Here is a 16,155-nt window from a genome sequence, read left to right on the forward strand (position 1 = left end):
GCTGGCCTTCACTATGGGCGTTGCAGCGCGTTGGCGTCCAGCAGCTCGGCTTGGCGCAGCTGGGCCAGATCGGCCGAGCCGGTGCAGAAGCAGGCGATGCGCAGTTGCTCGATGACCACGCGAAAATGCGCGATCACCGCCTCGGTGGATTGGGTCGCGCCGGGCAGCGCGGCGGCCGCCTGGCCGGCGAGGTCGGCACCGAGGCGGATGGCCTTGGCCACGTCGATGCCGTCGCGGACGCCACCCGAGGCGATCAGGGTCACCTGCGGGCAGGCGGCGCGCACCTGGCGCAGGCTCTCGGCGGTGGGGATGCCCCAGTCGGCGAAGGCGCGGGCGATGGCGCGCTGCTGCTCGTCGCGGGCGCGCTCGGCTTCCACCGCCGCCCAGCTGGTGCCGCCGGCACCCGCCACGTCCAGCACGGCTACGCCAGCGTCCAGCAACTGGCGGGCGACCCGCCCGGACAGGCCTGCCCCCACTTCCTTGACGACCACCGGCACGGAGAGATGTGTAACCAGGTTTTCCAGGGCGCCCAGGATGCCGTGCCAGCGGCGATCACCGCCGGCCTGCACGGCTTCCTGCAGGGGATTGAGATGGATGATCAGGGCATCCGCCTCGATCATCTCCACGGCGCGCCGGGCTTCGTCGAGACCATACCCTGCCACCAGTTGCGCCGCGCCGAAGTTGGCCAGCAGCGGCACGTCCGGCGCGAGCCGGCGCAGTTCGCTGGTCAGGCCCTGGTCGCCACCCTGCTGCAGGGCGATGCGCTGGGAGCCGACGGCCAGGGCGATACCCAGGGCTTGGGCGGCTTCCGCGAGATGACGATTGATCAAGGCGGCCCGCTCGGGGCCGCCGGTCATGGAACTGATCAGCAGGGGTGCCGCCAGAGAGCGGTCGAACAGCCGGGTGCGGAGATCGATGTCGTCCAGGTCGAGTTCAGGCAGGGCGCAATGGGCGAATCTCAGGGCATCGAAGCCCGTGGTGATCGCGCTGCGGGCCTTGTGGGGATCCAGCACGATATCCAGATGGTCGTTCTTGCGGCTTGCCAGTTCCCAATCCACCATGTCTTCTAGAGTCCGCCCTGAGTGACCTTTCGTCGGTCGTTGTGGTCTGGTAGGGGACGACGGGTTCGCTTTGCGAAGGACCTAATCCACCGAGGTGCGACCGTTCGTCGGTCCTACACCTGGAGTATCTCGACTCATGGCGACCGTATTAGTGCCGAACGCGACAGACAATTTCGCCGCTACCCTGCAATGGCAGCGTACCCGTATCGACGAGCGTCTGGCAGGGCTGTTGCCGGCCGGTGACGATCCCGTCGCCGAGGCCATTCGCAGTGGGGTCCTCGCGCCCGGCAAACGGCTGCGGCCGTTGCTGATGATCCTGGTCGCCGATGATCTCGGGCAACCCGACGACGCCGTGCTGGATCTGGGCTGCGCGGTGGAGATGGTGCATGCCGCCTCGCTGTTCCTCGACGACATGCCGTGCATGGACGACGCCCGCCTGCGCCGCGGCCGGCCGACGTTGCACGTGCAGTATGGCGAGGACGTGGCCATGCTGGCCGCCGTGGCCCTGCTCAGTCATGCCCTGCGCCTGGTGGCCGGCCTGCAAGGGGTACCGGCGGAGATCCGGACCCAGATGGTCTGCCAGCTTGCCGATGCCGTGGGTACCGCCGGACTGGTCTGCGGCCAGTACCATGATCTGCACGGGGGGCGGCAAGCGCGCCCGGCCGATGCCATCGCCCTCACCAACCAGCTCAAGACCGGGGCGCTGTTCTCCGCTGCCTTGGGCATGGCCGGCCTGACCCTGGTTACCACCGCGGGGCAGCGCGAGGCGCTGCACGTCTTCGCCTGCCAGCTCGGCCTGGCCTTCCAGCTGCTCGACGATCTCGACGACGGCAAGGGCCTGGGCAAGGACGCCGGCAAGGACGGCGACAAGTCCACCCTGGTCAGCCTGCTGGGCCGTGAGCATGCCCAGCGCCAGCTGCAGAGCCATCTCAAGCAGGCGCGGGACGCCCTGGCCGCGGCGGATTGTGCCGATGGCGCCTTGGCGGGCCTGCTCGATATCATCTTTCGTCCGCGTTAGAAACTGTTCACGATCTGCTGCGCGTCGGCCAAACGGCGTTGAAAATGTTTTCGAAATGCTCATTTACCAATCGTAAACTGCGCTTTCTCAAGCATTTGATTCGCTGGCGCTCGCCCTACGGGCCAGCCGTTGGCTGTTACTCCCGTTGGTCGTTGCGCCTTGTTTGTCTCTAGCTCGCGAGATCGTGAATAGTTTCTCAGGGCGAATTCCTCGGCATCTTGCCCTCTAACCTCTTGAATGCCGTTTCCAATAGAGGAGTCTCGAGATGTCGAAGTGGAAAATCGCCTACAGCAACAGCGACGGTAATACCTCGGTGGTGTCCACCGAGGCCGAGCAGAAGCCCGACATGGAGCGCATCGCCCAGATCGTCCGCGACGATGCCCTGGAAGAGTACGACGACAGCGAAGTCCCCCGGGACTACGACGAGCCGACCGTGGCCCTGCTGGAGCGCCACGGCATCACCATTACCGGGATCACCGAGGAAGGTTGACCGCTAAGAGCCTGTTCAAAATCTGCTGCGCGTCGGCCAAACGGCGTTGAAAATGGCTCCGGAATGCTCATTTACCACTCGTAAACTCGCTCGCGAGCCCGGTCCGCTTCCTCAGCCCTTTGATTCGCTGGCGCTCACCCTGCGGGCCAGCCCTCGGCTGTTACTCCCGCTGGTCGTTGCGCCTTGTTTGGCTCTAGCTCGCGAGATTATGAACAGGCTCTAAGGTGTCTGGCTCTGGCGCAGGGGCCAGATACCCCCATCCCCCACCACGAAGAAGCGCCGCGTCGGATCGGGCGCCAGCAGGTGCCCGCCGGTAAAGTCGCCGAAGGCCGGCAGGATCAGGACCTCATCGTTCTCCAGACAGAAACAGGGCAGACGCAGTGCCTGGCGGCCGCGACCGTGCAAACGGAAGGCCGGATGGATGTGGCCGGCCAGCACCGGCAGGCGCGGGTGCGGATCGGGCTCGTGTTGCAGTGACAGGCCGTCCAGCTCCAGCGGCTCGGCGACCACGTCGATGCCCAGGGTGGCTGGCGGGTCACCCGCGCGGCGATCGTGATTGCCGCGGATCAGCAGCATGCGCAGCCGGGCCTGGCGTTCCCGCCAGCGCTCCAGCGTCTCCAGGGTAAGAGGCGCGCGGGACTCCGGGGCGTGCAGGAAGTCACCGAGAAAGATGATCTCCCGGCAGTCGTAGCGTTCCAGCAGGCCGTCCAGGCGAGCGACATTGCCGGCCGTGGTCCCGTGCGGCACCGGCTGGCCCAGGGCGCGAAAGGCCGCGGCCTTGCCGAAGTGGATGTCCGCCACCAGCAGTGCACGACGGGCTGGCCAGTACACGGCCTTTTCGGCGAGCAGCCAGAGTTCGATACCAGCGAGGACGAGGGAGTGGTAGGCAGGCATGACGGCTCCAGAAAACGCTTCCTGCTCTGATGGCCGTTGCGTTCCAGGGTTCAGCAGCGTTGCGTCCTGGGCAACACAGGCGCCCGGATCGGCTATTGGTAGCGACGGATGGGCAGACCATACTCGTCTGGATTGGCTGAGACGCACAGGGAGCGGAATCTATGACGGCACTTTGGCCACGGCTGCAGCAGCAGGCCCAGGATCAGGCGGCGCGTACACCGCGGCTGGCCGCTTATCTCGAGGCGCGGGTATTGCGGCATGACTCCTTCGCCGATGCTCTGGCCGATCGCCTGGCCCAAGGGCTGGCGCAACCCGCGGCCGGGGTGGAACTGCAGGGCTGGTTCGTCGAATTGCTCGACGCGGACGTCCTCGCCGCCGCCACTGCAGACCTGCAGCGCCTGGCGCTCATCAATCCGGCCTGCCCGGACGAACTCTGCGGCTTTCTCGAATTCCGTGGCTTCCTCGCGGTGCAGGTGCAGCGCCTGGCGCATCGCCTATGGCAAACCGGCGAGCGGCATCCGGCGGTGCTGCTGCAGAACTGGGCGGCCACCGCCTGGGGGCTCGATCTGCACCCGGCGGCGCGCCTGGGCCGTGGCCTCTTCGTCGACCACGGTCTGGGCCTGGTGATCGGCGAGACGGCGGTGGTGGAGGACGAGGTCAGCCTCTGGCATGGCGTCACCCTCGGCAGCACCCTCAACGAGAGCGGCGACCGGCATCCCAAGATTCGCCGCGGCGCGCTGATCTGCGCCGGGGCCACGGTGCTGGGCAATATCGAGGTGGGTGCCGGCGCCCTGGTGGCCGCCGGCGCGGTAGTGACCCGTCCGGTGCCGGCAGGGCGGGTCGTCGGTGGCGTACCGGCGCGCGACCTGGGAGCGGTCCCCGCCGCCCTGGGCGCCCTGCAAGCCGCGGAGGTGGTCTGATGGCCCTGGCCCAGCGACGCTTCGGCATCGATCATCCCCTGGTCAGCGTGCGGGACCATGCCGCCGCCCTGGCGAACTATCGGCGCCTGGGTTTCGCGCCGTCGCCCATCAGCTACCATCCCTGGGGCACCGTCACCAGCCTGATGATGTTTCCCAGCAACTTCATCGAATTGATCGGCGTAGCCGATCCCGCCAAGTTCGGCACCGGCGCGGTGGACGGTTTCTGCTTCGGTCGGCGGCTCGGTGAATTCCTGGCGCGGGAGGAGGGCGTGTCCCTGGTGGCGCTGCACAGTACCGATTGCGATGGCGACCATGCCGACCTGGTCACGCGGGGACTCGCCAGCCAGGGCCGCATCGATTTCCGCCGCGCCATGCGCCTGCCCGATGGCAGCCCCGGCGAGGCGGTGGTGTCCCTCGGCCTGTTCCTCGATGACGAACTGCCGGACGTGTCCAATTTCATCTGCCACCAGCATCGCCCCGAACTCATCTGGGTGCCAGGGTGGCAACAGCATCCCAACGGCGCCCTGGGTATCGACGCCTTGACCTACGTAGCCGCCGAGCCGGAACGCCTGGCTGCACGCTGGCGGCTGCTCTACGGCGAGGCGGCGGTAGGGCGCGACGGCGACTCGCTCCAGGCCGACACGGGCTGCGGCCTCCTGCGTGCCCTGACACCCGAGCAGGCGGCTGCCGAGTATGCAGCGGTCGGTCTGCCACAGGCCCGCGCCGAGCGCCCCCATGCCATCGCCATCCGGGTGGCGGTAGCCAGCCTGGCGCAGGTGCGCGAGGTGCTGGCTGACGGTGGCCTCGCGGGCGTCGAGCAAGGCGGCTGCCTGCAGGTGGCGCCTGAGCACTGCGGCAACGTCATTCTGGAGTTCGCCGAGCGGTGAGGTCGGCAAAGGGTTGATCGCGGCCAGGGCGGTCCGGGTCGAAGTTATCCGTAGCGTGGAAAACCGCGCCAACGTTTTCCACAATGGGTACGTGCTTGATCCATGGATAAGGCTGCGCCGTTATCCAGGCTACACGGCGAATCGCGGCCATGGGCCGCTCCTACAAAAGCATCCCGTAGTGTGGAAAACGGCGCAGCCTTTTCCACGGGGAGTTCGCCACGAGCGTTCCCTCAGCCCTCCCCGAGGGAGAGGGGGCGCTTCGAGCGGATGTTCGTCTTCGGGGCTCAGGTGATAAGACAGTTGCTCCTACGGGGCCACTGTAGGAGCGGCCCATGGCCGCGATCCACTGAAACACAACCTATGACCACCATTGACCTCACCGAGGTGCATGGCCGTCGTCGGCCCGGTAAACTGGTGATTCACTAGAGTCCGGAGCGACCCATGTCGACGTCCTTCGCCCAGATGCTGGAAAACATCACCCCCGATATCTACGAGGGCCTGAAGCTGGCCGTGGAAATCGGCAAATGGCCCGATGGCCGCAAGCTGAGCCGTGACCAGGTGGAGCTATGCCTGCAGGCGGTCATCGCCTACGAGGCCAAGCACCTGCCCGAGGACCAGCGGACCGGCTACATGGGGCCCCAGGAATGCGCTTCCAAGTCGGTACCCATCGAGAACATCCTGTTCAAGTCCGACGCCATTCACTGATCGTCCGCGCATCGCCCGACGAGGTGCCCTTCGCGAGAAGAGGCACCTCGCGCTTTTTAGAGAATAGAGAAACACCACCGTGATGACCGAACTGGGCCGTGGCGCCCTGCGCAAGATGGCCGTGACCCTGGCCGACCCCGTGAACTACGCCTTTCGCCTCGATGAGCGCGAGGTGCCGGTCAATCCGCTGATCGGCCGTCGCGTGCGGCTCGAATACCTGGGCGCCATCCATTGCACCCACTGCGGACGCAAGACCCGCAAGAGCTTCAGCCAGGGCTACTGCTATCCCTGCTTCACCGCGCTGGCCCAGTGCGACAGCTGCATCGTCAGCCCCGAGAAATGCCACTACGAACACGGCACCTGCCGCGAACCGGAGTGGGGCGAGACCTATTGCATGATGCCCCACGTGGTCTACCTGGCCAATTCCTCGGGCCTCAAGGTGGGTATCACCCGCGCCACCCAGCTGCCCACCCGCTGGATCGACCAGGGTGCCTACCAGGCGCTGCCGATCCTGAGGGTCGCCACCCGCCAGCAATCCGGCCTGGTGGAAGACGTGCTGCGCAGCCAGGTTAGCGATCGCACCAACTGGCGCGCCATGCTCAAGGGCGTGGCTGCGCCGGCGGACCTGGTCGAGGTGCGCGAGCGGATCTTCGATGCCTGCGCCCAGGGGCTGGACGATCTCCAGGGCCGCTTCGGCCTGCAGGCGATTCAGCCGGTGGTCGACATGGCGCCCATCGAGATCCATTATCCGGTGACGGTCTATCCCACCAAGGTGGTCAGCCACGACCTGGAAAAGACCCCCGTGGTTGAAGGCACGCTGCTGGGCATCAAGGGTCAATACCTGATGTTCGACACCGGCGTGATCAACATTCGCAAGTACACGGCCTACCAGTTGGCCGTGTCCGCCTCCGCAGCAGAGATGTAAGGACGTAAGCCATGCGCACCGACCAGCCCCAGACCATCTACCTCAAGGACTACCAGGCGCCGGAGTACCTCATCGAGGAAACCCGCCTCAGATTCGAGCTGCACGATGACCAGACCCTGGTGCATACCGAATTGCGGCTGCAGCGTAACCCCGCGCGTGGTGGTGGCCTACCGCCGCTGGTACTGCACGGCGAGGAACTGGAGCTGTTGACGGTGGCCCTGGACGACCAGGCCCTGGCGGCGGGCGACTACCAGGTCGAGGGTGGCAGCCTGACCCTGCAGCCGCGGGGTGAGGCCTTCGTGCTCAAGACCTCGGTGCGTATCCATCCGGAGACCAACACCGCCCTGGAAGGGCTGTACGTCTCCGGCAAGATGTTCTGCACCCAGTGCGAGGCGGAAGGTTTCCGCAAGATCACCTACTACCTGGACCGGCCGGACGTGATGAGCGTCTTCACCACCACGGTGGAAGCCGACAAGGCCAAGTATCCGATCCTGCTCTCCAACGGCAACCCGGTGGCCAGTGGCGACGCCGAGGGTGGCCGTCACTGGGCCACCTGGGAGGACCCCTTCCCCAAGCCGGCCTACCTGTTCGCCCTGGTGGCCGGTGATCTCCGGTCCGTGGAAGACCGCTACCGCACCGGTAGCGGTCGCGACGTGGCCCTGCGCATCTATGTCGAGCCGGAAAACATCGGCAAGCTGCAGCACGCCATGGACAGCCTGAAGAAGTCCATGCGCTGGGACGAAGAGGTCTATGGCCGCGAATACGACCTGGACATCTTCATGATCGTCGCGGTGAACGACTTCAACATGGGCGCCATGGAGAACAAGGGCCTCAACATCTTCAACTCCGGCGCCGTGCTGGCCAGCCCGCGCACCGCCACCGACGCCGCCCACCAGCGGGTCGAGGCCATCGTCGCCCACGAATACTTCCACAACTGGTCGGGCAACCGCGTGACCTGCCGCGACTGGTTCCAGCTGTCGCTCAAGGAAGGCTTCACCGTGTTCCGCGACGCCGGCTTCAGCTCCGACATGAACTCGCCGACGGTCAAGCGCATCGAGGACGTGGCCTTCCTGCGCACCAACCAGTTCGCCGAGGATGCCGGCCCCATGGCCCACCCGGTGCGCCCGGACCACTTCATCGAGATCTCCAACTTCTACACCCTGACGGTGTACGAGAAGGGCGCCGAGGTGGTGCGGATGCTGCACACCCTGCTGGGGCCGGAGGGCTTTCGCAAGGGCACCGATCTCTACTTCGAGCGCCACGACGGCCAGGCGGTCACCTGCGACGACTTCGTCAAGGCCCTGGAAGACGCCAACGGTGCCGACTTCAGCCAGTTCAAGCGCTGGTACAGCCAGTCCGGCACTCCGCGCCTGGCGGTCAGCGACAGCTATGACGCCGCGGCCAAGACCTATCGCCTGACCTTCAGCCAGAGCTGCCCGCCCACCCCGGGCCAGCCGACCAAGGAACCCTTCGTCATCCCGGTCCAGCTGGGCCTGCTGGATGGCCAGGGTCGCGAGCTGCCGCTGCGCCTGGAAGGCGAGGACGCGGCCCAGGGTACCGACCGGGTACTGTCGGTCACCCAGGCCGAGCAGACCTTCGTCTTCGTCGAGGTGCCCGAGCGGCCGCTGCCGTCGCTGCTGCGGGGCTTCTCCGCGCCGGTCAAGCTCAGCTTCCCCTACAGCCGCGAGCAGCTGACCTTCCTCATGCAGCACGACAGCGACGGCTTCAATCGTTGGGACGCTGGCCAACAGCTGGCGGTCCAGGTGCTGCAGGACATGATCGCCGGCCAGCCACTGGACAGCCGTCTGGTAGAGGCCCTGCGCACCGTCGCCGCGGACGAGTCCCTCGATCCGGCCATGGTTGCCGAGATGCTGTCGCTGCCGGCCGAAGCCTATCTGGTGGAGCTGTCCGAGCAGGCCGATCCCAGCGCCATCCACGGTGCTCGCCGCCAGGCTCGCCTGGCCATCGCCGAGGCCCTGCGTGACGTGCTCTGGCAGCGCTACCGCAGTGCCCGCGAGGCGTCGCGCGCCACGCCCTACCAGGCCAGCGCGGACCATATCGCCCGCCGCAGCCTGCAAAACGCCGCGCTCGGCTACCTGATGCTGCTGGAAGAGCCGGAGGCCCGCGATGCCGCTCTGGAACAGTTCGACAACGCCGACAACATGACCGAGCGCCTGGCCGCGCTGAGTGCCCTGGTCAACTCCGGTTTCGAGCAGGAAAAGGCGGATGTGCTGGCGCGCTTCTTCGAGGAGTTCAAGGCCGATCCGCTGGTGATGGATACCTGGCTCAGCGTCCAGGCTTCCAGCCCGCTGCCGGGCGGTCTGGCGCGCGTCCAGGCGCTGATGGAGCACCCGGTCTTCACCCTGAAGAACCCCAACAAGGTGCGAGCGCTGATCGGTGCCTTCGCCAATGCCAACCTGGTCAATTTCCACGCCGAGGATGGCAGCGGCTATCGCTTCCTGGCCGACCAGATTATCACCCTCAACCGCCTCAATCCGCAGATCGCCTCGCGCCTGCTCACGCCCCTGACCCGCTGGAAGAAGTACGGCCCGGCGCGCCAGGCGCTGATGCGCGCCGAGCTGGAACGCATCCTGGCCAGCGGCGAGCTGTCCAGCGATGTCTACGAGGTGGTGAGCAAGAGCCTGGCATAACGCCTTCGGCAGAGCTCCTTGCCGGGCCTCGCGCCGCGAAGCCCGGCATCTTCCATCAGGGCCTGACGTCTAGCCGTCGGGCTTTTTTCGCCCGTCATCTCCCCGGCGGCTATAGTCGGACATCAGCTACCGCCTCGCGACCGAAAAGGCGCGCACTTCCGTGTGCCAGGCAACTCGTCTCCACTCGGACGCCGCTTGGCTGATAGACGTGTTTTAGTCTGACAGCTGTATTCAAATCAGCTGCAGAACGAGGAATAGCCGCCGACAGGGTAGGCGATAGGCCTCCATGAGCAACCCGGCACACCCAGCGGCAGAGAACGGAGCGGCAGATGAGTCATGCACAGTTGATGGATTGGGGATTCGTCCTGATAACCCTGTGCAACATCCTGCTGATCGCCCTCGTCGTGTTCCTCCTCTGGCAGCGTCATTTCGCCAACGACACCGCCGCCAAGGTCGAGAGCGAGAACGAGGACGCATCGTCTGTCATCTCGCCTGAGATCGTTGTCCCCCCGGCCGAGGCCCCGCCATCAACCCCTCCCGGCCCTGCGCCGAACCGTAACGTCGACCTCTTCGACGAAGGCCCGGAGGAGGTGTACGACGAGAATTACCCCGACTGGAAGAAGAGCGACGACCCCTACGTAGAGGAGCTGCTGTCCCACCGCGAAGCCCTGGAGCTCAAGGTGGACAACATGGTCATGCGGCTCACTCGTGCCCACAAGGTGGTGACCGGACTGCGCGCGCAGAATCGTGAGCTGCGCGCGTCCGAGGCCCGGGCCCAGCGCCTGCAGGAAGAATTGACCCGGACCCAGACCACCCTGGCCCAGATTCGTCAGGAGCGGGATGCCCTGATGGCGGAGTTGCATCCCGGCCGCAAGGTGGGCTCGGCACCGCGCACGCCGACCGACAGCGACGCGCCAGCTCCGTCCTGAGCGGTCGCTTGCGGGCTGGTCACACCAGCCATCCGCTCAACCGCCACATCCGTCGTGCGGTGGACTGCGGCTGGGTGGAAGTCCCTAGACTGGAGCCTTCCGGCCTAGCTCAAGGACGATTCGATGAAACTGCTGCTGTTGCTGGCCGCCCTGGTGGCCATCGGCCTGTTCGCCGTCAGCCTCTACAACGCCCTGGTCACGGCGCGTAACGCCTGCCGCAATGCCTTCGCCCAGATCGACGTCCAGCTCACCCGCCGCCACGACCTGGTGCCCAACCTGGTGGAGGCGGTGAAGGGCTATCTGCGCCATGAGCGCGAGACCCTGCAGGCGGTGATCGCCGCGCGCCAGCAGGCGGAATTCGGCCTGCAGAAAGCCAAGACCCACCCGGACGATCCGGCGGCCCTGCAGGCCCTGGGCGCCAGTGAGAACCAGCTCGGCCAGGCCCTTGGCCGGCTGCTGGCGGTGAGCGAGAGCTATCCCGAACTCAGGGCCAGCGAGAACGTACAGCAGCTCAGCGAAGAGCTGGCGTCTACCGAGAATCGCATCGCCTATGCGCGCCAGGCCTACAACGATGCGGTGATGGACTACAACAACCGCCGCGAGACCTTCCCCGGCAATCTGCTCGCGGCCCGCTTCGCCTTCGTTCGGGCACAGCCGCTGCCGCTGGAGGAGGGCGTTTCCCGCCAGGCGCCGCGCATCAGCCTGGGCTGAACCGGTGCGCTTCGTTCTCGACCAGTCTGCCGCCCGACGCCGGACGCGGCTGTGCTTCCTGCTGTTCGCCCTAATTCTGCTCGGCCTCGCTGCCGTGGGTGGCAGCGTCGCGCCCCTGGCCTTGTCGCCAGGTGTGGTGGCGCGCCTGGGTGGGGTAGGGGCGGCTCAACTGCTCACGGCCCTCGGCCTGCTGCTGGTCCTGACTGGCGCCTCGCTGTGGAAAGTCCGCCAGCTCGCGCGCCAGGGCGGCGCAGCGGTGGTGACGGCACTGGGCGCCACGCCCCTGGACGAACTCGCCGGGGCCGCTGCCCAGCGGCTGCGCAACGTGGTGGAGGAAATGGCCATCGCGGCGGCCGTCCCCGTGCCGCGTCTTTACCTGCTGGCCGACGAACCAGCCATCAACGCCCTGGTGGCCGGCTACGGTCCGGCCGACGCCGTGCTCTGCGTGACCCATGGCGCCCTGGAGCGGTTGGATCGCGCCGAGCTGCAAGGCCTGGTCGCCCATGAATTCAGCCATCTGCTCAATGGCGACATGCGCCTCAACCTACGTCTGATCGGCTGGTTGCACGGCATCAGCCTGCTCGCCGACCTGGGCCGCGAACTGCTGGTCACCCGCGCCCGTGGCTCGGGCAAGAGATCGCTGCAGGCCGCCACCCTGTTCGAGGTGGTCTTCGGCCTGACCCTATACGTCTGCGGCTCCCTGGGCCTGGGCTGCGCGCTGTTGATCCAGGCCGCGGTATCCCGTTCGCGGGAGCGGCTGGCCGATGCCTCGGCAGTGCAGTTCACCCGCTATCCACAGGGGCTCGCCGGCGCCCTGCAAAAGATCGCCGCGCATCCCCTGCAGGGGCGGCTCTACCACCCCAAGGCGCGCAGCGTCGCCCACATGCTGGTGGGTGACGCCGGCGCCTCCTGGTTCGCCACCCATCCGCCGCTGCTCGAGCGTATCCAGCAGCTCGATCCGTCCTTTTCGGCGCACGAACTGCAGCGTCTGCGGGCCGAAGCCAGCATTCCGCTGGGCAAGGCCTACGTCGCGGGCGAGCCGCCGCCAGTGGTCAGGGCCGAGTCTGCCGCCGCGGTACCCATGGCAGAGCTGCCCTCGGTCGCGGCGGCGGCCGCCTTGCTCACCGCGTTGCCCGTGCGCCTGCGCGAAGGCACCCGTCAGCCCGACGTGGCCTGGCCGTTGCTCCTGCATCTGGCCGGGGCGTCCGCCCCGGCCCTGACCCCCGCGCTGGCCGGTGACCTTGTCGATCTGCATCCCGCCCTGCGGCTGCCCCTGGCGCAACTGACCTTTCCGGCCCTGCGACAACTGCCGCGGGCGAGGCTGCGCGAGGTACTGGTAGCGCTCAAGGCCCGTCTGGAGCCTCGCGCCGCGAGCGATCTGAGCAGCTATTGCCTGGCCAGGGTGCTGCAGCGCCAACTGGTCGCCAGCCTGGCCCCGGCCCGCCAGCGCCCCGCCGGTCGCCTTACCCTGGCCCAGGGCGAGGCGGCCATCGTCGCACTCTATGCCGTGGTGGCCGAGCAGGCCCATGACAGCTTCAAGGCGGCGCAGCGGGCGTTCCTGCTTGCCATCGCCGCGACCTTTCCGGGACGGCATCTCGTCTATACACCACCGCCGCTATGGCGCCCAGCGCTGGAGCGGGCCCTCGATGGCCTTGCCCTGTTGGTGCCGGAAGCCCGCACGCTGGTCCTGGAGGGCTTGCTCTGCTTGATCGAAGCGGATAACAAGGTGAAAACCACCGAGCTAGAACTGCTCGGGCTGTTCTGTGCGATGCTGGAATTGCCCCGGCCACTGGTTAAAGAAAGCGCTTCGCTGACCGATGACGTTTCATCACGAGCTTTCCACCGTTCGGTCGATGCTAGCCAACTGCTATCGAATTCCTGATCCAAGGCGCTTTCGTGGGCGTATGCTGGCCTGGGAAATAATCTGACGTATGCAGAGCAGGGAAGGGGCATGAAATTCCTCGTGGTAGATGACAGCCGAGCGGTTCAGACCATCATCAAGCGCATCCTGGCCAACACCGGGTACAAGGACAGCGAGCTGCGCACGGCCTCTACCGGCGAAGAAGCCCTGGCGCTTCTGAGTGACTGGACGCCCAACCTGGTGCTGACCGACTGGCACATGCCGGGCATGACGGGCCTGGAGCTGCTGCAGGCCATTCGTCAGAGCGCCGGGGCCGAGATCCAGGTGGGCTTCGTCACCACCGAATCCTCGGCGCGCCATGTCGAGGAGGCCTATCGCAACGGAGCGGCCTTCGTCGTGACCAAGCCCTTCACCCAGGAAACCCTGCAGCAGGCGGTGCTGACGGTGCTTCAGGATGGTGCCAGCGCCGAGCAGGCCATCCAGTCTTCCGAGCGGGAAAGTCTGCCACTGCCGACCCGCTTCAACCCCGATACCCAGGTCATCCAGAAGCTGCTCGGGCTGTCGTCCATCGTCTGCCACATCGAGCCCATGGCGCCGATCCCGGTCGACCGCCTCGCCTTACCCTACCTGATCGGCATCTACAGTCATCCGCAGAGCAAGGCATTGGAAGCCGTGTGCCTGCTGGATCTCAACGCGGCCTGCATCCTCGGCGGCTCGCTCGCCGGGTTCTCGCCCGCTGCCATCCATTCGGCCATCGCCAGTGCGACCCTGAGTCGGGAAATCTACGAGAACGCGGCGGCCTTCCTGGCTGATCTGAGTGGCATGATTTCCGCCGGCAAGGGCGGCTCGCCGCTGGTGTTGGGTACCAGCCATCTGGTGCAGAAACCCTTCGAGAAGCTCTATAGCCTGTGGCGCCAGAACAACGGGCGTGCCGATTTCAGCCTGTCCTTCCCCGGGCTGGGTGACGGCTTCATCGCCCTGCTGCTGAGCTGAGCAGCATGTCCGATTCGCGGTTCGTCGAATGGGGCTTTCTGCTGGTTACCAGCTCTAACGTCCTGTTGATCGGGCTCGTCCTGACGCTGCTCTGGCAGCGCCTCTTTCCCCGCGCCCGCGAAGAGCAAGCGCCGGACGCCACCCAGGCTAGCGACGCTGCGAAGGCTGTGCCCGCCCCGGGGACCGACGCGGGGCTCGTCGCCGACGGCCAGGTCCAGGCGGCGGCTCAGCTGATCGAGAGTGCCCAGCAGCAGGATGTACTGCCGCTCGGCCAGGCGATGAGCGATAGCCTGGATCTGGTGGGGGCGCTCGATGAGGTCGACGAGGGGGCCTATCCCGACTGGAAGAAGAACAACCAGGCCCAGATCGATGGCCTGCTGTTCAACCGTGAAGCCCTCGAATTCAAGCTGGACGATCTCAAGTCCAAGCTGGATCGCGCGCACAAGCTGGTGACCAACCTGCATGCGCAGAATCGCGACTTGCGCGGTGCCGAGGCCAGGTTGCAGCGCCTTTCCAGGGAGCACGAGCAGACGCAGACCCAACTGCTGGAAACACGGCGCGAGCGGGACGGTCTGCAGGCCACGGTGGAACGGCTGCAGGCGGAATTGGCGGAGTGGCGTGAGCGGCAACCCGCCGCCTTGCCGGTGACGGAAGCGGCGGCGGTGGAAGACGAGGTCCAGCACGAGCTGGAGGTCCTGCGCGAGAGCCTCGAAGAGGAGCGGGCGAAGCTGTCGCGTACCCTGGTGGAGAAGGAATTCATCGAGCAGGTGTATATCGATACCGATGCCGTCACCGACGACTACCAGGCGCTGCAGCGGGAACATGCCGCGCTGCAGGAGCAGTTGCGCGCGTTGCAGGCGCGGCTGGAGGCCGGTCAGTCGGCGTAGAGGGCATCGCGGATGGCATCGGGGAAGGGCCCGCTCATGCCGGCGATGGCCGTGTTGGTGAGGATCACCACGCTCAACTCGCGAACGGGATCGATGAACCAGGCATTGCCGTAGACCCCGCCCCACTGCAGGGTGCCGGGATTTTGCGGCGTCTTCGCCGCTCGCGCATCACGCAACACCGCCGCGCCGAGGCTGAAACCCCAGCCCGGGGCGTCCTCGCGCTGCAACTGCGGAATTTGATCGTCCATGAACAGCCGCTGGCTGGCAGGTGACAGCAGCCGGCCCTGACGTAGCGCCTCCAGGAAGGCGAGATAGGCGCCCGCGCTGCCCTGCATGCCACCCCCACCGGAGGGAAAGGCGGTGGTCGAGAAGGCGCGCGCCGGAGAATAGAGGATACCGCCCTTGGGCAAAGGCAGCAGATAGGGCTCGCTCATGGGTTCCGGTCGCGGATAGCCGTCGCGATAGGCCGTTGCCAGGCGCGTGGCGTCGCTTACCTGGAAGGTCAGGTCCTGCAGGCCGAGCGGCGCGGCCACTTCGCGCCGCACCACCTCCGGCAGTGTCTGGCCGCTGGCGGCCTGCAGCACCCCGCCCACCACGTCCAGACCCAGGGAATAGCGCCAGGCGCTACCCGGTGGGAAGTCCAGGGGGACGCCGGCCAGGCGGCGCAGATTGTCCTCCAGGGTAAGGGTGGCGCCGTCGAGTCCGTCGGACACGCCGGCGCGGTGATAGGGGCCGTCGGCGTCCTCGCTGAAGCCGTAGTGCAGCCCGGATGTGTGGCTCAGCAACTGTGCCAGGGTGGGAACGGCCGGGGTGCCATTGGCCAGGCGCGTGGTGAAATAGGGCAGGTAGCGGCTCACCGGGGCCTGCAGATCCAATCGATGCTGGTCGGCCAGGCGCAGCGCGGTGACAGCCACCACCGGCTTGGTCAGGGAGGCGAAGCGGAACAGCTGGTCCTCTTGCATGGGGCGCTGAGCTTCACGATCGGCGAAGCCCGCCGCCCGGTGATACACCACCCGGCCGTGGTGCGCGACCATCACTACCGTACCCACGATGCGCTGCTGGGCGATGGCGTGCTCCAGGATCGGGTCCAGGCGGGCAGCGAGATCGGCGTCCTCGGCCAGGGCTAGGGGGGCGCCGAGGCCCAGGCCGACGGCAGTGGCGAGCAGTAGGGAAGACATCTGGTTTAAGCTCCTGACGAACGCCGGTGACGAGACCGGCCAAGG

The 16,155-nt window shown here is 66.8% G+C and carries 16 protein-coding genes; 12 read left to right on the top strand and 4 right to left on the bottom strand.

The genetic code is table 11. The annotated features are described in order from the left end of the window. Nucleotides 1–11 precede the first annotated feature (11 nt). Nucleotides 12–1,061: a type 2 isopentenyl-diphosphate Delta-isomerase gene (gene fni, locus RND78_RS18750; protein ID WP_312731139.1), complete on the bottom strand. Its 1,050-nt coding sequence runs from the start codon at nt 1,059–1,061 to the stop codon at nt 12–14. A gap of 136 nt (nt 1,062–1,197) precedes the next feature. Between fni and RND78_RS18755 the strand changes: the two genes are divergently transcribed. Together RND78_RS18755 and RND78_RS18760 are read left to right on the top strand one after the other, a co-directional pair. Beyond that, entirely contained in the window at nt 1,198–2,079 is an 882-nt protein-coding gene (locus tag RND78_RS18755; protein WP_312731140.1) for a polyprenyl synthetase family protein, read from the top strand. A gap of 265 nt (nt 2,080–2,344) precedes the next feature. Then, nucleotides 2,345–2,569 (top strand): hypothetical protein, encoded by a 225-nt coding sequence (locus RND78_RS18760; RefSeq protein ID WP_312731141.1) that lies wholly within the window; start codon nt 2,345–2,347, stop codon nt 2,567–2,569. Nucleotides 2,570–2,788: 219 nt separating this feature from the next. On the opposite strand, the gene pdeM is transcribed toward RND78_RS18760, so the two are convergent. Next, complete coding sequence (gene pdeM, locus RND78_RS18765) at nt 2,789–3,463, bottom strand: ligase-associated DNA damage response endonuclease PdeM (protein ID WP_312731142.1); 675 nt, start codon at nt 3,461–3,463, stop codon at nt 2,789–2,791. 161 nt (nt 3,464–3,624) lie between these two features. Between pdeM and RND78_RS18770 the strand changes: the two genes are divergently transcribed. Together RND78_RS18770 and RND78_RS18775 are read left to right on the top strand one after the other, a co-directional pair. After that, complete coding sequence (locus RND78_RS18770) at nt 3,625–4,383, top strand: serine acetyltransferase (RefSeq protein ID WP_312731143.1); 759 nt, start codon at nt 3,625–3,627, stop codon at nt 4,381–4,383. After that, complete coding sequence (locus RND78_RS18775) at nt 4,380–5,270, top strand: VOC family protein (RefSeq protein ID WP_312731310.1); 891 nt, start codon at nt 4,380–4,382, stop codon at nt 5,268–5,270. The genes RND78_RS18770 and RND78_RS18775 overlap by 4 nt, the downstream gene beginning before the upstream one ends. On the opposite strand, the gene RND78_RS18780 is transcribed toward RND78_RS18775, so the two are convergent. Next, nucleotides 5,245–5,421 (bottom strand): hypothetical protein, encoded by a 177-nt coding sequence (locus tag RND78_RS18780; RefSeq protein WP_312731144.1) that lies wholly within the window; start codon nt 5,419–5,421, stop codon nt 5,245–5,247. The genes RND78_RS18775 and RND78_RS18780 overlap by 26 nt on opposite strands. 290 nt (nt 5,422–5,711) lie before the next feature. Here RND78_RS18780 and RND78_RS18785 point away from each other — a divergent pair, with 290 nt between their 5' ends. The 8 genes from RND78_RS18785 (at nt 5,712) to RND78_RS18820 (ending at nt 14,932) form a co-directional block, all read left to right on the top strand. Continuing rightward, complete coding sequence (locus RND78_RS18785) at nt 5,712–5,975, top strand: YeaC family protein (RefSeq protein ID WP_007162881.1); 264 nt, start codon at nt 5,712–5,714, stop codon at nt 5,973–5,975. Between the two features lie 82 nt (nt 5,976–6,057). Beyond that, entirely contained in the window at nt 6,058–6,900 is an 843-nt protein-coding gene (locus tag RND78_RS18790; protein ID WP_312731312.1) for a DUF2797 domain-containing protein, read from the top strand. An 11-nt stretch (nt 6,901–6,911) separates the two neighbouring features. Continuing rightward, nucleotides 6,912–9,551, top strand: coding sequence for an aminopeptidase N (gene pepN, locus RND78_RS18795; RefSeq protein WP_312731145.1), 2,640 nt, complete (start codon nt 6,912–6,914; stop codon nt 9,549–9,551). Between the two features lie 329 nt (nt 9,552–9,880). Next, nucleotides 9,881–10,480, top strand: coding sequence for a hypothetical protein (locus tag RND78_RS18800; protein ID WP_312731147.1), 600 nt, complete (start codon nt 9,881–9,883; stop codon nt 10,478–10,480). A 123-nt stretch (nt 10,481–10,603) separates the two neighbouring features. Continuing rightward, nucleotides 10,604–11,191 (top strand): LemA family protein, encoded by a 588-nt coding sequence (locus tag RND78_RS18805; protein WP_312731149.1) that lies wholly within the window; start codon nt 10,604–10,606, stop codon nt 11,189–11,191. Between the two features lie 4 nt (nt 11,192–11,195). Beyond that, entirely contained in the window at nt 11,196–13,073 is a 1,878-nt protein-coding gene (locus RND78_RS18810; protein WP_312731151.1) for a M48 family metallopeptidase, read from the top strand. A 69-nt stretch (nt 13,074–13,142) separates the two neighbouring features. Continuing rightward, a complete protein-coding gene (locus tag RND78_RS18815) occupies nt 13,143–14,045 on the top strand; it encodes a response regulator (protein WP_312731152.1) in 903 nt (300 codons plus the stop codon). A 5-nt stretch (nt 14,046–14,050) separates the two neighbouring features. Next, nucleotides 14,051–14,932 carry a hypothetical protein gene (locus RND78_RS18820; RefSeq protein WP_312731154.1) on the top strand — a complete coding sequence of 294 codons (882 nt, stop codon included), beginning with the start codon at nt 14,051–14,053 and terminating at the stop codon, nt 14,930–14,932. On the opposite strand, the gene RND78_RS18825 is transcribed toward RND78_RS18820, so the two are convergent. Then, a complete protein-coding gene (locus RND78_RS18825; protein WP_312731155.1) occupies nt 14,920–16,110 on the bottom strand; it encodes a serine hydrolase domain-containing protein in 1,191 nt (396 codons plus the stop codon). The genes RND78_RS18820 and RND78_RS18825 overlap by 13 nt on opposite strands. Between the last annotated feature and the right edge of the window lie 45 nt (nt 16,111–16,155).

It is taken from the genome of Pseudomonas oryzihabitans (assembly GCF_032027545.1).
GTDB classification, from domain to species: domain Bacteria; phylum Pseudomonadota; class Gammaproteobacteria; order Pseudomonadales; family Pseudomonadaceae; genus Chryseomonas; species Chryseomonas oryzihabitans_F.